This window comes from Leptospira tipperaryensis (genome assembly GCF_001729245.1).
Lineage (GTDB): Bacteria > Spirochaetota > Leptospiria > Leptospirales > Leptospiraceae > Leptospira > Leptospira tipperaryensis.
Genome location: NZ_CP015217.1, coordinates 1,973,498 through 1,991,639, shown reverse-complemented (window position 1 = coordinate 1,991,639; position 18,142 = coordinate 1,973,498). Strand labels below are relative to the sequence as shown.

Below are 18,142 nucleotides of genomic sequence, written 5' to 3'. Positions count from 1 at the left end.
TCTTACCTTACAAACGAGGGAACCGAATGCATCCGAAAGTATTTGAGACGCTTTATGTCCGCAAAAATTACATCGACGAAGAGCTTCGAAGTCATTTGAAAGAGATGCAAGGTCTAAACTATCGAGCTCTAAACGAATACGATCGCGGCGTTTACGACGGTTATGTGCAAGCAATCACAGAAATTCTTAAAAAGATAGAAAAGAAATTTTCTCAGGTGGGATGATTTGTTTCGAATTTTAGTTTTAGGTTCCGGGGCAATCGCCGGACTTTACGCCGGCAAACTCAAACAGGCAGGTTGTACTCTCGACTTTTGGGTTCGTAAGAACGCATTGGAACTCGAAGAAAGCGGATTTCAAATCCAGAGTCATTGGGGGGACTTCGAGTATCAACCGAACCTCGTCTTTGAGGAGGTCCCCAAAAATTTAGAAGAATACGATCTCATTCTTAACTGCCTCAAATGTCTACCCGATGTGCGCCTGGAAACGATCTTAGGCTTTTCTATTCCGGAACACATTCCGATCTTACTCCTCCAAAATGGAATCGGAATCGAAGAACCGATTGCTTCTCTCTATCCATCCAACGAAATTTTGAGCGGTCTTGCTTTTGTCTGCGCAAACCGCTTAGACAACGGTAAAATTCATCACCTGGATTACGGAGATCTTACGATCGGTTCTTGGAATCGCAATCCTACTTCTTCGCTTGCGGACAAACTCGTAAAACTTTTTGAAACAGGAGGAGTTCCCACACAAAGGACGGATGAGATCCGCCAAGCAAGGTGGAAGAAGCTGATGTGGAACGCGCCCTTCAATCCGATCAGCGTTCTTTCCGGAGGTAAAAATACTTCTCAAATCCTTGCCGAACCTTCCAGTCGTTCTCTCGTGATCGAGATCATGTACGAGGTCCAGAAACTTTCCGAATTAGACGGAGCTGCGGTTCCCATAGAACAGATTGAAACTTTTATTCAGATGACGGAGTCGATGAAACCGTATAAGACGAGTATGCTTTTGGATTTTGAAAGTGGAAGACCGATGGAGATCGACGCCATCCTTGGCAACGCCCTGAAAATCGGAGAAAAGTTTCATTTTAAAACTCCTCATATCGCGACGCTCTATGCGCTTTTAAAACTCAAAAGTCATTCAAAGTGAATTCAAAAGTTTTTTGATTCCTTGTTCGAGCCCGTCCAAAGAAAGAAAATACATTGGGATCTGATTTCCTATTTCTTTGATCGTAGGAGCGTCCCAATATTTTTTCGGCTCCGGATTCAACCAGATAGAATCCCTGAAATGTCTTCGGATTCTTTTTAAAGAATCAAGCCCCGATTCCGGATTTTCAGGAAGTCGGAAGTCCATACGAAACCGGCTGTGATAAAAACCGTAAGAAGAATCTAAAAGTTCATACGGAGCCATATAAGCGTCTCCGATAACAATCAACTTTGTATCGTCGCTGTGTTTTTTAAAAACCCTTTGAAGCGAAAGCGGAGTGCGCATGTTTGCTTTCGGATACACTGCGTCGTAGATGATATTATGAAAGTAATAGTAATGAAATTCTTTGAAATGATTGATCTGATGACTCGCCGAAAAAAGTTTATTCACCCGTTCCGCGTGGGAAGTCATACTTCCACCCGTATCCATCAAAAGTAAAACCTTGAGACCGTTCTTGCGAGAACGTTCAAACTCGAGATGAATATCTCCGGCGTTTCTGCACGTAGAATCGATCGTTTTGGGAAGATGAAATTCGGAAACACCTTCCTTTCGAAAATTTCTGAGTTTTTTGAGCGCTGTTTTTATCTGGCGAACGTCGAGCTGTTCGTCCGTTCTATATTCTTTATAACGTCTTTCTAATGCTTGAAAGATCGCAGAACGGTTTCCACCTTCTCCTCCGACTCTCACACCTTCCGGATTAGAACCGCTGTGCCCAAACGGAGACGAACCTCCGGTTCCCACCCATTTGCTTCCTCCGTGGTGTTCTCCCTTTTGTTCCTCGAGTCTCTTTTTTAATTCTTCGAAAAGTTGATCCGGTGAAATCAAGGAGGGAGGCGGCGGTCCGTTTGGATTTTCAAAAATCCGAGTCAGCCAATCTAAAAGTTCTTGTTTGAATTCGGGACGTAAGGCTCCTTTTTCTCCGAAAATCTCGGAGAATACGAGATCAAACGCATCGAAGTATTTGATATCCTTTACCATACAGGTTCTTGAAAAACTATAGAGCTCGTCTACGGTAATCCACGCTTTTTGATTTGTCGTGTAGTGATCCACAACTTTCAAAAAGTCAAGAAATTCTCCGGTGGTTACCGGAATTCCTTGGCTTTTTAGTCTGTAAAAGAAAGGAATAAACATTCTTAATTCCTAAATAACTTTAAATCCTCTTCATTCTTAATAAGAGCGCCTAAGAATGGAATTCGAACCTCGTCTTTTAAAGCGGCTCCTTGGTGAACCAAGATCTGAATCCAGTCGAGAAGTTCGCTCGTTCCCGGCTTTTTCTTTAAGTCGTCCATTCTCCGGATCAGATAAAACATCTCAAGAGCCTTGATCAAAAGTGTATGACCCACTCCCGGATAATGGGAAAGGATGATCTTTTTCATAAATTCGGGATCCGGAAATTCTATATAATGAAAAATGCATCTTCTTAGGAACGCGGCAGGGAGCTCTTTTTCGTTATTGGAAGTAATGATCGTAAGAGGACGTTGTTTCGCCTGAACCCTTTTTTGGATTTCTGGAATGAAGAATTCCATTCGATCCAATTCCAAAAGAAGATCGTTTGGAAATTCGATGTCGGCTTTATCGATTTCGTCGATCAAAACGATGGATTTCTGATCCGAGTCAAAGGCTTCGCCTAACGATCCCAAACGAATGTAGTTTTCGATGTTCTTCACTTTTTCGGAATCTTCAGCGAAGCGAGAATCGTTCAAACGAGAAACGGCGTCGTAAAAATACAAACCTTCCTTGGCTTGTGTGATCGATTTGATATGCCAGGTATGGATCGGTAGTTTTCTATGTTTGGCTAAGTATTCAGCGAGGAGAGACTTTCCGGTTCCGGGTTCTCCCTTTAAAAGTAAAGGTCGAGAAGTGATCTCCGCCATGAGAATCGCTTCTTCCAGAGAAGGAGAAAGTAAGTATGTGTCTATCAGTGGATTCATAAGAAGTCTTGGATTGATTCTAACGTCAAGGTCGGGTTCGGCAAGAGAAAAACCTTTTTACTATCTGACTTCAAAAACCACGCTGTCGATAATTTTTCCGGTCCGATCCTGAAGCGAAAGAATGTGAAATCCTTTTTCCGGTTTCCAAAATGTTTCCTTCTCGTGCGATTCTTTGAGATTTTTCCCATCCAAGATCCACTGAAATCCGTTTTCAAAAACCGAAGCGGTGAAACGAAGTTTTTGTCTTCCTTCGGGAATATCCGGATCGAGTGCGAAGATCGTATCGCTTCCGGGTATTAAAATTTTTGGAATTGGATTTGAATCAGACGCGGTTTTTAGAGGAGCTTCGTTTTGAGCTTCTAAGGGAAGTTTCCAATTCTCCCCTTCTCTTTCTTGTAAAAGATGGATGACCGCGTTCCAAATCGGAGCCGCTCCCGTGACACCGCTTACGTCCCACATCGGACTTCCGTCCATGTTCCCGACCCAAACACCGACAGTAAATTTTTTAGAATATCCGATACACCAGTTGTCCCTCATATCCTGAGAGGTTCCCGTTTTTACCGCGGTAAAAAATCGAGTACTCAGATGATTGTTTAACCCGAAAGAAAGGGAACGATATTCTCGATTGGAAAGGATTTCGCTTAACGCGTTCGCGGATTCTTTGGAATATATTTTTTTCCAATGATTTCCGTCTTTGTATCTTTCTTGAAAGGTCTGTCTTGCGATGGAAGGAACCAAAGTCGATTGAGAATACATTCCTCCGTTTGCAAACGTTCTGTAGGCATTGGTCAATTCCAAAAGTGTAACGTCCGCGGTTCCGAGCGCTAAAGAGGCTCCGTAGAAATCGGATCGTTGCAGGTTCTCGATTCCGAGTTCCTGCAATCTTTGAACGAACGTAGAAACTCCTACAAGATCCAAAACGTGAATCGCAGGAATGTTCAAAGAAGAAGCCAACGCAAACTTTGCTTCCACTTTGCCGTGATACGTGTCGCTGTAATTGGAAGGTCGATAGATGCCGGAGACCGCGTTCCATTCGGACGGACTGTCTTCCAAGATCGAATTCGGTTTTAAGACGGACTGATCAAATGCAAGCGCGTATAAAAACGGTTTCAGCGTGGAACCCGCCTGTCTTCTGGATTGAATCGCATCCACATAAAAGGATCGACTCTCCGGAAGATTTCCAACGTAAGCTAAGACCGCGCCGGAAGCGTTGTCCAAAACCACGATCCCGGTTTCAGCGACGTTTTGATTTTTAAGACCGTCTAAAATATTCTTCGCGAGTTCTGTAATCTTCCACTGAAGATCAAAGTCGAGAGTCGTTTTTTGTTTTCCGTTCTTTTCTAAGAATCCGGGATTTTCACGAAAGAATTTTTGTGCCGCGTGATACGCGATTCCACCCGTGGATCGAAGTCCTGTCGGTTTAGAAACGGCAACCTTGGCGGTTTTTTCAAAAGTTAAACAGAGATCTTCTCTTTGGATTTTTTTTGCAAGAATACAACTGCGTCTACTCAAAACGTCAGCGCCGGCTCCGGGAAACGGAAGCATGGATACAAGAAGAATCGATTCGGTGTCGCTTAACGCAGAAGGTTCTTTGTGAAAGAGTCCACGACTCGCGGAACGAAGACCTCTCAGTTCTCCCCGAAATTGTGCGAGGTTTAAATACGCGGTAAGAATTTCATTCTTCTTCCAAGTTTCTTCCATCTCTTTCGCAAATTGAATCTGGTTCCATTTATCGAAAAAGCTTCTTCTTCCTGGCTTGGTTTTCAGAAAAATTCCGGCGAGCTGCATGGAAAGCGTGCTCGCGCCCCTTTTTGAATTTCCTAAAATCCGATCTCGAACCGCGCCTAAGATTGCGACTTTGTCCACACCCGAATGTTCAAAGAATCGTTTGTCTTCCTGAAGCAGCAGAGCCAGAAACAAGGTTTCCGGGATTTCCCCTTCTTCCACCCAAGCAAGCTTTCGTTCCTTTACGTCGAACCGAATCGTTTGCAAAAATCTTCCGTAAACATCCAAAAGTGTTCCATCGGAAGATCGGTACGAATTCCGGACCTCGCCATAAGTTGGAATTTCCTCCGAAAAAAGAACATTCGAATACAAGAATATACTGATGGAGTAAAATATCAGCAGATTCTTGCGAAACATTCTTACCTAGTCCTTGTTGACGGTTTGATCCGCGTTCGGAACTTCCGCGAACTGATCCGGAAGATACATGGCCTCGACTCGGGTGGAAGGAAGCACAAATTTTCCGGAATGGTTGATTCGATAGACGTATTCCAAAGTCACACTTCCCGCCGGGAGATATTCGAAATAAGCGGTATAACCTTCCCATTTTCTTTCCACAAACGTAGGTGAAGACCACCAGTCACCTCTGGTGGCGAGTTCGCTTCCGGCTATAGAATCATTTCCCAATCCGGAACCTAAAATACTCGCACCCGCCGGGATCGGATCCTTGATTGCAACCCAAGAAAGAGTGGATTCCGTCTGAATTTTCAAACGAACCCGAACGAGATCTCCTTCTTTGAAGGAAGTTTTTTTACTTCCGGATTCATCCAGAATTTCCTTATCGAGTCTCATTCCACTTTCTAACTTTTCTTTGAGAGGAAGAGCCGCTTTTGTATGAATCACGACATACGGTTTTCCGTTTCCGTTTTGTACAAACTCAAGAGTCTGGGTCGTCTTTGGCATCGGAAGCGATAGAGTCGCGGGATCTTTTTTATTCTTCCATTCCAATGTGTTCGATTGATTTTCCAAGGAGACGGTTGTGTTTCCATCTACTGAATCTTTTTCAAATTGTTTTGAGAAGTTTTGAAACGCAAGAACGCCTAACGCGTTTGCCGTGGTGATGTCCCAACTCCCCTTGGATTGTCTCGTAATCGCGCCTCGTATCATTCGAGGAAGATCTTCTTTCCAAGAAGGATCTTTGACGACGGAAAGAATGGTTCTCATCACGGTAGAATCGTTCGAAGACAAAAGCCACCAAAGACCGGACTCATCCACGAAGTTATAAGAGGTTCCTTGGATCCGAAATCTGGATTTCAAAAGAACGTCGATCGCCGGAATCTGATTCTTAAAAGAATTAGATCGGGAATAGATATTTCTCAGGCTGATCAAAATATCCGAAGGAAGAATTTTCGGATCGGTTTGTATGGCACGAATACTTTCATCGCTCGGACCGACGAAACGCGAAATTGCATCGAGGACTATGATTTTTTTAAGTCTTGTATCCGTGTTGGAAACATAGCTGCTTCTAAAAATCAAATCCTTGCTGTAGCGATTCAAAGCCTCGATCAAAGTTTCCCTCGTCGCGTCCGGAATTTTATATCCGGATTCCGAAGAAAGAATCAAAAGATAAGCCGTCAAAATTTCGCTTCCGTATAAGGAAGAAGGAAAAAACTTGAGGAGCCCGTCTCCGTCCATATAAGAACTGAGTTGATCCATGATCTGATCCCAATCTTTCTGAGATCCTGCTGCGATGGACTTGGAAAGTTTTTGTTCAAGACAAGAATACGGATAACGACTCATCGCTTCTCTCGCGGAAAAAATCGCTCCTCCCGTAAGCGAAGCCTTTAGGCTAATCTCCAATTCTCCACTTCCCGCTATGGCTTCCTGATTTTCTTGAATCGGAATGCTTAACTTTCCTGCCTCCACTTGGACAAATGTGGATTGTAAAACTCGAACCGGCACCGACTCGCCGACCCTCTGACGAAAACGAACCGTATCGGTAAAACTTCCTCCGTTTTCTTTTGTGAGAAACTCGTAGACGATTTCATTCTTCTTTGTAGGAATTCCAAGCTCCCATTGAACCACGGTGGATTCTCCCGCAGGCAGTTTGAGATTTTTTATTTCCAGCCCGAGATCCGGAGAAGTTTTCGGTGTGATCGATAAATCCATCGTACGATCCGTTGTGTTCTTGATCGTAAGGCCGCTCTGAACACGATCCTTCTCTCTGGCAAACGGCGCGATAGACGGATATACAAGAAGATCTCTAGTCGTCTGGATCTGAGTCGAAGCAGAGCCGAACTTATCTTTTCCGGAATGAACAATGGCTACGATCTTAAACGAAGTCAAAGAATCATTCAGCGGAACTTCGACTTCCAGTTTTCCATTCTCATCGGGTTTGAGATCGGCCTTCCAATAAAGAAGCGTATCAAAGAGTTCTCTTGTAGTGGCTCCACCACCGCCACCTCCCGGAGGAAGACTTTTTAAACCGAAATGTCTTCTTCCGATGACCTGCAGTTGCGCCGTGGAAGTTTCCACCGAGTTTCCTCTTTCTTTCATCATAGCTCGGAGTAAATCCCAAGTATCGTTTGACTTCAGTTCCAACAAACCTTGGTCAACGGCGGCTAACGTGATTCTTGAATCTTTTTTGACTTGGGCAGAAGGGTGTTCGATCTGAATTTTGACCTTTGCCTTTTGTCTGGTTCCGTAAACCGTTTTGTCGGTTTCCACTCGAACCGGAACCTCGAATGGTTTCCATCCGACTCGGATTTGAGCGAGGCCGAGACGAAAGGACGGTCTTGCTAAATCGACAAGGGCCGTCTCCTTTGGATTCTCCACTCTTCCGCGAATCGCAAGCACCGATACGAACACGTTAGGCGCGTAAGAATTCTCCACCGGAATTTCGAGAACCGGTTCTTTACCGCTTAAAACTTTTGTAAAAGAAGTCAGAATCCCTTCTCTTTCCACCGTAACCAGAGCCGTCGCTTCTCGGAAAGGCATACGAACTTGGAACCTCGCCTTTTCTCCTGCTTGGTATTCTTTTTTTTCCGGAAGAAGATCCATTCGATCGTGGTCGCTCGCGGCAAACCAAAGGTCTTCCTTTCCCGTTATCCAAACCGAAGAATTTGCTTTTACATCTTCTCCGGACAAAGAAGCTTCAAAGTAAATTTCTCCCGTTTCTTTTACGGATCCGTTGCAAAATAAAAATCCTTTTGTATTGGTTTTGCCCGAACAAAACTCTCCGATTTCTTTGATCTCGTATCTGTGATCGTAACTGTAAAATCCTCCAACGAGTCTCTTACGATTGGAATAGTATTTTTTTGTAAAAGCTTTTACCGTGACCTTCTTTCCTTCTACGGGAATTCCTTTGAGGTCGAGAACCGCCACTTTAAACTTCACCGCGTCTTGTACGGCCGCCCAACCTTCGGGAGCGATTCCTATATGAAATTCCGAAGGATAAATCGGAAAGGAACGAAACGCACTTTGGATCTCCCCGTTCGGATCTCTGTATTCCAACTCGGCTTCGAGTCTTTGTGGAGAATCGGATTCCGGAATCGACTTAACGGTTGCGTCAAAAAAACCTTTTCCATCCAAGGTAAGTTGAGTTTTTGTAAAACCGGCGTTTTGTATTTCGCCTTCCTCCTCGGATCTTTGTGCCACCTTACCGTTGCTAAATGAGAAGTCGGAATAATCCGAAAAATAAACTCCTCCTCCCGAAAGGACTCGGGTTCTTAGAAGGACAGGAATTTTACCGGCTCCACCGCCGGAAAGATAACGTACGTTTCCGGTAATTCCGATCTTGGAAGGAGCGATATTGGATCCGCTCGTCTGAAAATCGGCCTTCATCAAGGGAATTCTAAATTCTTCGACTCGAAATTCTCCGATGGAAACTTGACCTTCGTGATTTTTTCCGCTGAATTCGTTTAACAAAACTCGATAGACTCCGAGATTTGCCTCTTTAGGAATTTTAAACTGAATCGCGCTCGTTCCTTCCGGATTCCATTTTAAGGAAATGGAATATTCTTTTTCGGTTCCGGAATGGATGATTTTTACGGAGTTCGGATATTCGCTCGCGCCCGGAATTTCAAAACCGTTGGATTTTTTAGCCCTGGAAACGATCTTCATCGAGACCGTTTCGCCGGCGCGGAAAAGAGTTCTATCCATCACCGGGTGAAAGAGAACGTTACTTGCTCCGTAATCTCCCGGAAGATTGAATCTCCAATTTTCGATTCCGTTTTGCCAGCGAGAATGACTAAACGTAAAGTCGTCTTCAAATGCGGCCGTGAGAAAAAGTCCGTTCTCATAGGGTTTCCAAGAACAATATGGAACATTACTTCGTGTGGGAAGTCCTTTGATAATCAGAGTTCCGGATGGACCGGTCTTTCCGGAATAAACTTTTTCATTTTTACAATTGAGAATTTGTACGTCCGCGCCGGGTACTGGTTTTGCGTCGTTCAATCTCGTCACCCAAACGAGAGAGGATTCTCTTCCCCATTTAAAGTGAATCGAAAGATTGGTGACAAGCGCGCCCGTCCGAACATAAAACGGTTGATTCTTTCCTAATAAAGAATTTCCTAATACGTCCGATTTCATTTCCACGACGTGAAAGCCCGGAGTTTTGAGGGGAATCCCAACCACTTCAAAACGGCGAACCCCGTGCTTGGATTGGAGTTTGATTTCGTTGGTTCCGGGTGGAAGTTGGTTTCGGCTCGGATCAAAGATCGAATCCTTATGATCCAAAGAATCTAAAATTTTTAGATACTGAATGATTTCAGAAACCTGACCGACTCCGAGGATCACTTCTTTTCCCGAAAATTGTTTGGGAGGAGTCTGGTTGTTTTTCTCGTCCTTTCCTGTGGCCCAGTTAAGAATTTCTTTTCCCTTCTCTTTCAACTTGTCGAACTGTTGTTTGATGACTTCCTGAGTATCGGGACTCGTTTTGACTTGATAGAGTCGAACCGGATTCTCAGCTTCTAAGTTTCGAATCGTCACGGGTAAGACCGCTTCCGGATAACGTTCCAAAATTCCAAAACGCGCCGCAAACTTTAAGAGCGGCGGATAATCATCGGTTGAAACCGTAAGAGGAAAAGAAGATTGATTGGCAAGATTTCTTCCCGCGTCGTCTTTGATTCCGGAAGGAAGAAGAATCTGAAACTTCGCTTTGGGAGAAAGCGGTGTAGGAAAACTCACTCCGTAGTCATACCCGCCTTCCTCCGAAGCGACCTTTGCGGGAATCAGTTTTCCATCCGCGGTCTGCAATTGGATCTTTCGCAACAGTTCCACTGAAACGGGAGCGCTGAAGTTTAGAGTCAGAGGCAAAGAAGGAATACAAGCGGCCTTTGCGTTGACACGATCGCAATTGAATTCTGCGAGGAATGCTTTACGAACCGTAAAGTCTATCTTTCTCGTAGAACTTCTTGCCACTCCCGATTTGGATTTAAGTCCTTGTTCTAAAATGATTTGGACTTTTTTGCCACTCGGAAACTTTTGATCCGGTTTGATCAGAATGGTTCGTGCGTCCTTGCCTTCTCTGTAGTTCGCTTTGAGAAGTTCTTTCTCCAAGGATCCGGTGACTCTGCTAAATCCTATCTTGTCTCGAATTCCTTCGGTGATAAAGTAAAGATGATCACTCGCCGAAGAAAGATCCACTTCCGAATCCAGATCCAAAATAAAAATTTGATCCTCGTCTATGATCCCGCCTTCATAAGGAGCGGAAGCGTCGAGTTCGGGTCCTCCGGTGTGAAACGAAAATTTTTCTCCGTCGGTGAGAGAAGTTCCCGAAACCGATTTTACTTTTTTGGTTTCAAAACTGCATTCCACTCCGCCGGGAAGCGGAGAAGAGAACTCCAAAACCCAATTCTTATCATCCACCCAACGTTCGCTTCCTGTAACGGGACAACGAATTTCAAAAGGGTTCAAAGAGAATTTTGGATTTCCAAGAGGAATCATCGATTCCGAAAAACGAGCGCGGATTTGAGAAGGTTTTTTGACTTCGCCGGTCGGGTTGAATTCGATTCGAACCTGCGCGCTGACGCTCGTAGCCAATAGAAAAAAAATAAAGAAATAAGTTTTAGATAAGAATTTGGGAACTGCAAAAGAACTCAAGGTTTTCTCCCGAATCGATGTTTGTTTCGGAAAGAAAACCTCGGTGTGAAAAGATGTGCAAGCGAAAACTCGGGCTAACCCGCGATGCTCGCTTCCCGAATTAAAATATCGGGAATTTTTATGGAAGAATAAGAATCGTTGTACTCGTTTGAAATTCCTTCGATTGCAAAAAGAAGATCAAAAAAATTCAGATTCATTGTTATTCGATCCACAGGATGAACGGGTTTTCCATTTTTGTAATAGAATCCTTGCACCCCGATCGAAATTTCTCCCGAAACCGCGCTGCAACCGGAACCTCCTTCCAGTTTTAGAACATAAATACATTCCGGATAACGTGAAAGTAAGTCCTCAAGGGATTCTTTTCCTTTGGGAACTACGTAATTGGTAAACGAAGTTCCCACGCGCCCGCCGTAAGAACGAACGGCGTTGCCTGTGGAACTCACACCCGCTTTTTTTGCGGATTCTAAGTTATAAAGATACGTCTGAAGAATTCCGTTTTCTATGATCGCCTTTTTGCGAGTCAAAACTCCTTCGGCGTCTAAAAGTCTCGAACCGGGATAGTCCACGATATGAGGATCACAGAATACGTTCCAAATCGGAGAAGCGACTGGAGAACCGATTTTTCCTTCCAGACGGGAAAGACCTTTCTGAACGCTGTCCGCAGAAAACGGGGAAGAGAACATTCCAAATATCTGAGGACTGACCCGATTGGAAAGAACGATCGGATAATTTCCGCTCTTTACCGGTTCCGCTCCCAAAAGAGAAAGGGAACGTTCGGTCGCAGTGGATACGATCTTCTCGGGTTGGATTTTATCTATGTCCAATCCGGACTTCGTATAACCGCCCATCTTTTTGGATTTACCGTCGGTTGCGACTAACGCAACTCCCGCGGAGATCAGATTCGATTTTTCGCTGTGAAAAAGTCCTTTCGAATTTGCTAATATAAATCGGTTCCAGGTTTTTCCCGCATAAGAATACGGAACGTTCTCGATCCTTTCGTCGGCCGACCAAGCGAGTTCGTCCAGTTTTTCTCCGGTGGATTTTAACCACTCAAAACCCAGGGATTCCAAAGATTCTTCGTAGGAACGAATCGGAATCTTCGGAAGTTCAGTTTGCCCGGGAAGATCGATGTCCAAAGGATCCGATATCTTTGCCTGAGCGATTGCGTCTTCGACCATCTGGGACAAGGCTTCTTCGGAAAGTTTTTCGCTGTAGGAATAACCGGGTTTTCCGTCTTGGATCAGACGAATTCCGATTCCTCTCGAATTGGAAAGTTCGGTGTTACTCACTCGCTTTTTAAAAAGTTCGATTCCAACGTCCTTGGATTCGGCACCTATGAGATCGTATTGATCGAGACCTTTTTGTTTACAAACGCCTAACACGTATTCAACGGATTGATCCAAGTCCATCAGCGTCCTCCCACGAGAATTTCGTCCACTTTGAGAGTCGGTTGACCGACCGTTACGGGAACCGAACCGGAAGCTGCTCCGCACATCCCGGCCGCGAGTTCCAAATCGTTTCCTACCATACTGATCTTAGGAAGAATTTCGTCGCCCTTTCCGATCAGAGTCGCACCTCTCACCGGTTCCGCGATCTTGCCGTTTCGGATAACGTATCCTTCTTCGACCGAAAAATTAAATTCTCCGGTGGAAGGGTTTACCGAACCTCCGCCCATCTTTTTGGCAAAGAGTCCGTATTCTACTCCCGTGAGCATATCCTCAAAGGAATCCTTTCCGGCTGCGATGTATGTATTTCTCATTCTCGAAACCGGAGCATACATATAACTTTCTCTGCGTCCGCTTCCGGTTCTTGCGACTCCGACTTCTTCGGATCCGATTCGATCGGAAAGATAATTTTTAAGAATTCCATTCTCGATGAGAACTGTCTTCTGAGGAGCCATCCCTTCGTCGTCCACGGAAATACTTCCCCAAGAATCGGGAATCGTTCCGTCGTCGATGGCGGTCAGACAAGACTTTGCGATGGGTTGTCCCAACTTATCCACAAAGGGGGACGACTTTTTACGAATGGCTTCCGTCTCCAGAGGATGTCCACAGGCTTCGTGAAAGATCACTCCTCCGAATCCGTTGCCCATCACGACCGGCATTTTTTTTCCTTCGATATAACCGGCGGATAACATCATCAGAGCCCTTTCGGCCGCGGTTTTGGAAAGTTGTTCGATGGGAAGACTTGCAAAAAATTCAAAACCCTTTCTGGCTCCCGGATTTTCCGAAGCCACAAAACGTTCTCCTTCTTTTTCGGCTGCCACGTTGATGCTAAATCTGCTTCTCACCCTTAGATCTTCTAAGGCCAGACCTTCCGAGTTGTAGATTCCGATCTTGGAAACGGAATCGGATGCGGACGCGCTGACCTGAACGATATTCGAAGACGTAGCTCTTGCGGTTTGATCCGCTCTATAAAGAATTTCTAATTTTTGATCCGGAGAAACTTTTCTAGGATCGGTGATCTGTGCTGGAAAAGATGGGGTTTTTAGATCTCCTCGAAACACGAGGGCTTGTCCTTTTCCTTTCGCGGCTCCTCTGGAATCGGCGAGAAGGTCTATGAGAGAAATGAGATGTTCCGGATCTTCGTTGTTTGTATGTGCGTAGAGGACGTCGGTTCCATAGATCAAACGGATTCCGATTCCGTAGTCGATCCCGGCAAAACTCTGCTCTATCTTACGATCTCTCAGACTGACCGAGGAGGATCTGGTTTCTTCTTCAAATATTTCGACGAAATCTGCTTTTCTGGAAAGGCCTGCTTCCAGGATCAGGTGGGCTTTGTTTGTCTGCATTCTATCCTGTTAGACTCCGGTTTGAACCGGAGTCTTTTTAATTCTACTTACGGTTTTTTGATTTTTTCTCTGTATTTGATGGCGTGCGCGGTCGCCTTCCATTTGATTCGATTCCAGACGATGAGAAGGATGCTGGTTTCCTGCACTTCAAAACGATAGTTGATGATTTCGTCTCCACCCATCGCCTTGGACTTGTCCAATAGTTCCCGATAACCGGTTTCTCCCGTGACCCAGAGCATCAACCAAGAAGTATAAACTCCTTCGGTTTCCACGGTTCCGAGGATCTGAAAATCTTCCGAATTGATCAGATACTGCGTGTAGTTAGTTCCCAGTCCCGGAACTCGAATGTCTCGGTAAATACAACCGCTCAGTAAGAATGAAATCATTCCCAAAAGCAGAATGTTTTTTAGTTTCAAAATTCCCATATCCTTTCCTCCAAATTCTAACTCAAACTATTACATATTTTGAATATAATCTTGTCTCGGAAGTTTTCCCTGCAAGGCCAAACGAATATAGTCCACCCCTTTCAGATCGTCCGTATAACGGGGAATCAAATGAAAATGCATGTGAGGCGCCATTTCCGAAACGGTGACCGTATAAATTTTAACGGGAGAATGATTTTGATAGATCCATTTTGTAGCGAATTCGAGGGCCTTACCGAAATCAGAAAAAGCTTCGCTGTTCCATTCTTGATAGGAAGTCCAGTGAGAGGCGGGCTCGATATAGAGATATCCCCTAAGTCCCTTTTCTTCTTCGGAATGACGAACGGAGAATTCTCCGAATCGTGCGAGGATTTCCGGTTTTTCACCGGACTGATAGACTTGGCAAATCGGACAATCAATCATCTTTCAAAGACCTAAATTCGAATTTCATGAGTATCCCAAAAAATCGCATCTTGTATAGGAGAAAATCATCTTTTGGAGAATTTGAAAAAATGATTCCTTTCTCCGGAATTCTTCTTTCCAGATCGGAAAACCCATAAAGGATAAGAATTCTCGAAATTGGATCCAAACCCGTTCGCTAAAAAAAGGATTCCTCATGAAACGTTTTCATCTTCTTTCTATCCTGCTTCTCCTCTGGAGTCAGACATCCTACGCGGAAACCCCGAGTTTTTTTCATCGAGTGGAATCTCTCAAACGATTCTTAGGAGATCCGGCTACGATTGAAAAGTCCTGGCTCGTCGAGTCGATTCCGATCTGGAAAAAAGAAGAAGAATCCAGACTGGAACTCTATTTGAATAAAATTCTCACGCCCAAACTCGAAGGGAAAAATTTTCCCGCAAAGGATTCTCTCAAATTGGAATTAAAAAAGGTTCCAAACCTAGGTGGTTTAAGAATTCGAAATCAGAAAACTGAACTCTTTCACATCGTGACTTTTGGAAACGAGTTTCCCAACTTTTCTCAGGTTCAGACCTTTTCTGTCGGGGCGTATTACGTAGATTTTTATCTCGGAAGACAATCCGCAATCCCCTCTGTTGAATTTCCAAAAACGGGACTCAGTTCGGCATTTTATTATTTCTCGGAAGACGAAACCGTTCTCTATTCTCAAGAAACAAACGAATGGAAAATTACGGATTCTCAATCGATCGGAGAATTGAATTCTTACTTTAAATCCAAAAATTCTCACTGCCAAGGTTGTGATCGTCTCCGACTTTTGGATGGAACGTTATTCTTCTTTCCCAGTCAAACCGCTCTTTCCTTCTGGACCCGCTTTGGACTTGGAGTATTCCTCGTTTTGGGCTCTCTTGTGACTACGGTGTTCTTCTTTAGAAACTTTCTGGTTCGAAATCGGGAAACTCTTCGAAAAGCGATGCAGGCCCAGAAGACTTTGGATCAGGAAAAAAAATCGATTCTTTCGAAGTAGCCTTCAAAAATTTGCTATACAAATACTTACGTATATTTTAGATTTGCACAGAGAAAACCGGGTGACATAAACCAAAGTTTTCGAAAAATCTAATCAGAATCGGCATTTTTTAATCCGGATGATTCTTTTTTGTCCGGTATAAGATTTATACTAAAAAAAGTGAACCGCTTCTGCACTGCAGAGCAACTGCCTGGAACCGTAACAAACGGAGGCAGAAAAACATGGGAGAAGGTATTATGAAGAAGACGAAAGAAGAACCACAGAGCGTAGACGATTCCAAGAAGTTAGCCATCGAACAGGCTATGAGCCAAATTGAAAAACAATTTGGAAAAGGCGCGATCATGAAATTAGGATCGGACGCCGCGAGACAAACGGTCCAAGTGATTCCTACCGGATCTCTGGATCTGGACATCGCACTTGGAATCGGAGGTTATCCGATCGGAAGAATCGTGGAAATCTACGGTCCTGAATCTTCCGGAAAAACGACTCTGACTCTTTCTGCGATCGCCGAAGCGCAAAAAAGAGGCGGTGTAGCGGCGTTTATCGACGCAGAGCACGCGCTGGATCCTTCTTACGCAAAGAAGTTAGGCGTCAATATCGACGAACTTCTGGTTTCGCAACCGGACAACGGGGAGGAAGCCCTGGAAATCTGCGAATCCTTGGTTCGAAGCAATGCGATCGACCTGATCGTAATCGACTCGGTGGCGGCTCTTGTTCCCAAGGCGGAGATTGAAGGAGATATGGGAGATTCTCACATGGGCTTGCAAGCTCGTCTGATGTCTCAGGCCCTCCGAAAACTCACAGGAACCATTTCAAAATCCAAAACGGTTGTGATCTTTATCAACCAAATCCGGATGAAAATTGGTGTGATGTTCGGATCTCCGGAAACAACCACAGGCGGAAACGCTTTGAAATTCTACTGCTCGGTTCGTCTGGACATCCGCAAAATCGAGACAATTAAGGAAAAAGAAGAATCGATCGGAAACCGGGTTCGTGTCAAAGTTGTCAAAAATAAGTGCGCACCGCCGTTTAAACAGGCAGAATTTGACATAATTTTCAACGCAGGAATCAGCAGAGAGGGTTCTCTGGTTGACCTCGGTGTGAAACATGATATTATCAATAAGGCGGGAGCTTGGTATTCCTATAACACGGAAAAAATCGGGCAGGGAAAAGATGCAGCAAAAGAGTATCTGAGATCCAATCCTGAAACCGCATTCACGATCGAGAATATGGTTCGCGATCTGAACAGCCTTCCCCTCTTAGCGCAGGACAAGAAACCGCGCAAAGAGAAAGAGGAAAAATTGGAAGAGGCTGCGGGTTAAACACTGGCTTTCTTTTTAGGAACCCTTGACCGCCGGATGAGAAATCGTCCGGCGTTTTTTTTAGTTACAACAGAATCCTCCCATTAAATTCTTTCCCTTAGTGAATCCAGAAACGTTCAGACAAATGAATCCTTTTTTGTAGAGGTTTACTTTCTTCCACACGAAGATAGAAAAGATAAGGGGAATATGGCAGAAATTAGTATTTTAGGAGCGGGTGGTTTTACCGGTAAGGAACTTCTTTCCCTTCTTTCGCATCAATCCACACACGAAGTCGTTCATATCACGAGTGACAAACTCGCCGGAAAAACTCTTTCCGAAGTTTTTCCTGAAATTCCGTTTCCAAAAAATCTTACCTTTCACAAACACGAAGACGCCGTTCCCAAAAAATCCTTAGTCGTATTGGCAGTCCCCAACGAAGTCTCGATCGAATCGGCTCCGAAGTTCTTGGACGCAGGCCATAAAGTAATCGATCTTTCCGGAGTTTACAGACTTCACAATCAAGAAATATTAGAAAAATCTTATAAACTAAAACATACAAAGTTTTCCTACGTCGATAAGGCTGTTTTTGGAATTCCTGAAATTTTCCGGGATAAACTCACTGGAGCGGATTTTGTTTCCAATCCGGGTTGTTTTTCGACTTCGGTGATTCTTCCCGTCTTTTTGTTAAACGAACTCAGAAAAAATTTGAAACCCAGAATCATAGCCGATTCCAAGTCTGGAGTTTCTGGCGCGGGTGGAAGAACCGAAGACGCTGGCTTTTCTTATACGGGAGTTTATGAAAACTTTCGGGCTTATAAGATTCTCACTCATCAACACGAACCCGAGATTCAAGAATACATCTATACAAACTCCGGTCTCAAAGAACCGGAAGTTTTATTTGTTCCTCACCTACTACCCGTTTTTAGAGGAATCCTTTCCACGATCTTTGTGGAATTCGAAACGGAGCCGGCCGTTGATCCGATGCAAGTTTTATTGGATTCTTCCAAAAACGAACCGTTTATCCGAATCTTAAAATCACCCGAAGAAATCGAACTAAAGAAAGTCCAAAACACGAACTTCTTAGATATCTCCTTGAGAAAAAGAGGAAACACGTTAGTCGTCGTTTCGGCCTTGGACAATCTCGTCAAAGGAGCTGCAGGGCAGGCCCTTCAGAACATCAACTTGATGACGGGGACAAAAGAGACCGTAGGACTTCTCCCCTAACCTCC

The 18,142-nt window shown here is 44.4% G+C and carries 12 protein-coding genes and 2 pseudogenes; 5 read left to right on the top strand and 9 right to left on the bottom strand.

Annotation, left to right across the window (positions count from 1 at the left end; translation table 11 throughout):
* The first annotated feature begins 26 nt into the window (after nt 1-26).
* Together A0128_RS09425 and A0128_RS09420 are read left to right on the top strand one after the other, a co-directional pair.
* Complete coding sequence (locus A0128_RS09425; protein WP_069607276.1) at nt 27-224, top strand: hypothetical protein; 198 nt, start codon at nt 27-29, stop codon at nt 222-224.
* A 1-nt stretch (nt 225) separates the two neighbouring features.
* Complete coding sequence (locus A0128_RS09420) at nt 226-1,146, top strand: ketopantoate reductase family protein (RefSeq protein ID WP_069607275.1); 921 nt, start codon at nt 226-228, stop codon at nt 1,144-1,146.
* Here the strand turns inward: A0128_RS09420 and A0128_RS09415 are convergent.
* The 9 genes and pseudogenes from A0128_RS09415 to A0128_RS09380 all read right to left on the bottom strand — a co-directional run bounded on the left by A0128_RS09415 (nt 1,138) and on the right by A0128_RS09380 (nt 14,594).
* Nucleotides 1,138-2,334: a VWA containing CoxE family protein gene (locus A0128_RS09415; RefSeq protein ID WP_069607274.1), complete on the bottom strand. Its 1,197-nt coding sequence runs from the start codon at nt 2,332-2,334 to the stop codon at nt 1,138-1,140. The genes A0128_RS09420 and A0128_RS09415 overlap by 9 nt on opposite strands.
* 2 nt (nt 2,335-2,336) lie before the next feature.
* Nucleotides 2,337-3,134: an AAA family ATPase gene (locus tag A0128_RS09410; RefSeq protein ID WP_069607273.1), complete on the bottom strand. Its 798-nt coding sequence runs from the start codon at nt 3,132-3,134 to the stop codon at nt 2,337-2,339.
* A gap of 60 nt (nt 3,135-3,194) precedes the next feature.
* Nucleotides 3,195-3,458: pseudogene (locus A0128_RS22545) on the bottom strand (hypothetical protein); the annotation flags it as partial.
* Between the two features lie 51 nt (nt 3,459-3,509).
* A pseudogene (pbpC, locus tag A0128_RS09405) lies at nt 3,510-5,276 on the bottom strand (penicillin-binding protein 1C); the annotation flags it as partial.
* 6 nt (nt 5,277-5,282) lie between these two features.
* Nucleotides 5,283-10,958: an alpha-2-macroglobulin family protein gene (locus tag A0128_RS09400; RefSeq protein WP_069607271.1), complete on the bottom strand. Its 5,676-nt coding sequence runs from the start codon at nt 10,956-10,958 to the stop codon at nt 5,283-5,285.
* A 74-nt stretch (nt 10,959-11,032) separates the two neighbouring features.
* Complete coding sequence (locus tag A0128_RS09395) at nt 11,033-12,367, bottom strand: TldD/PmbA family protein (RefSeq protein ID WP_069607270.1); 1,335 nt, start codon at nt 12,365-12,367, stop codon at nt 11,033-11,035.
* Entirely contained in the window at nt 12,367-13,749 is a 1,383-nt protein-coding gene (locus A0128_RS09390; RefSeq protein WP_069607269.1) for a TldD/PmbA family protein, read from the bottom strand. The genes A0128_RS09395 and A0128_RS09390 overlap by 1 nt, the downstream gene beginning before the upstream one ends.
* A gap of 47 nt (nt 13,750-13,796) precedes the next feature.
* Entirely contained in the window at nt 13,797-14,174 is a 378-nt protein-coding gene (locus A0128_RS09385; protein WP_069607268.1) for an LIC11742 family lipoprotein, read from the bottom strand.
* A gap of 30 nt (nt 14,175-14,204) precedes the next feature.
* Nucleotides 14,205-14,594: an HIT family protein gene (locus A0128_RS09380; protein ID WP_069607267.1), complete on the bottom strand. Its 390-nt coding sequence runs from the start codon at nt 14,592-14,594 to the stop codon at nt 14,205-14,207.
* Nucleotides 14,595-14,787: 193 nt separating this feature from the next.
* Here A0128_RS09380 and A0128_RS09375 point away from each other — a divergent pair, with 193 nt between their 5' ends.
* The 3 genes from A0128_RS09375 to argC all read left to right on the top strand — a co-directional run bounded on the left by A0128_RS09375 (nt 14,788) and on the right by argC (nt 18,137).
* Nucleotides 14,788-15,612 (top strand): hypothetical protein, encoded by an 825-nt coding sequence (locus tag A0128_RS09375; RefSeq protein ID WP_069607266.1) that lies wholly within the window; start codon nt 14,788-14,790, stop codon nt 15,610-15,612.
* 221 nt (nt 15,613-15,833) lie between these two features.
* Complete coding sequence (recA, locus tag A0128_RS09370) at nt 15,834-16,934, top strand: recombinase RecA (protein WP_069607265.1); 1,101 nt, start codon at nt 15,834-15,836, stop codon at nt 16,932-16,934.
* Between the two features lie 186 nt (nt 16,935-17,120).
* Nucleotides 17,121-18,137: an N-acetyl-gamma-glutamyl-phosphate reductase gene (gene argC, locus A0128_RS09365; protein WP_069607264.1), complete on the top strand. Its 1,017-nt coding sequence runs from the start codon at nt 17,121-17,123 to the stop codon at nt 18,135-18,137.
* Nucleotides 18,138-18,142 lie beyond the last annotated feature (5 nt).

What these genes read in the sequence shown, in the direction of transcription:
- A0128_RS09385 (WP_069607268.1), bottom strand. Translation starts at nt 14,174, where the DNA reads ATGGGAATTTTGAAACTAAAAAACATTCTGCTTTTGGGAATGATTTCA.
- A0128_RS09415 (WP_069607274.1), bottom strand. Translation starts at nt 2,334, where the DNA reads ATGTTTATTCCTTTCTTTTACAGACTAAAAAGCCAAGGAATTCCGGTA.
- A0128_RS09425 (WP_069607276.1), top strand. Translation starts at nt 27, where the DNA reads ATGCATCCGAAAGTATTTGAGACGCTTTATGTCCGCAAAAATTACATC.
- A0128_RS09375 (WP_069607266.1), top strand. Translation starts at nt 14,788, where the DNA reads ATGAAACGTTTTCATCTTCTTTCTATCCTGCTTCTCCTCTGGAGTCAG.
- A0128_RS09380 (WP_069607267.1), bottom strand. Translation starts at nt 14,594, where the DNA reads ATGATTGATTGTCCGATTTGCCAAGTCTATCAGTCCGGTGAAAAACCG.
- A0128_RS09390 (WP_069607269.1), bottom strand. Translation starts at nt 13,749, where the DNA reads ATGCAGACAAACAAAGCCCACCTGATCCTGGAAGCAGGCCTTTCCAGA.
- argC (WP_069607264.1), top strand. Translation starts at nt 17,121, where the DNA reads ATGGCAGAAATTAGTATTTTAGGAGCGGGTGGTTTTACCGGTAAGGAA.
- recA (WP_069607265.1), top strand. Translation starts at nt 15,834, where the DNA reads ATGGGAGAAGGTATTATGAAGAAGACGAAAGAAGAACCACAGAGCGTA.
- A0128_RS09395 (WP_069607270.1), bottom strand. Translation starts at nt 12,367, where the DNA reads ATGGACTTGGATCAATCCGTTGAATACGTGTTAGGCGTTTGTAAACAA.
- A0128_RS09410 (WP_069607273.1), bottom strand. Translation starts at nt 3,134, where the DNA reads ATGAATCCACTGATAGACACATACTTACTTTCTCCTTCTCTGGAAGAA.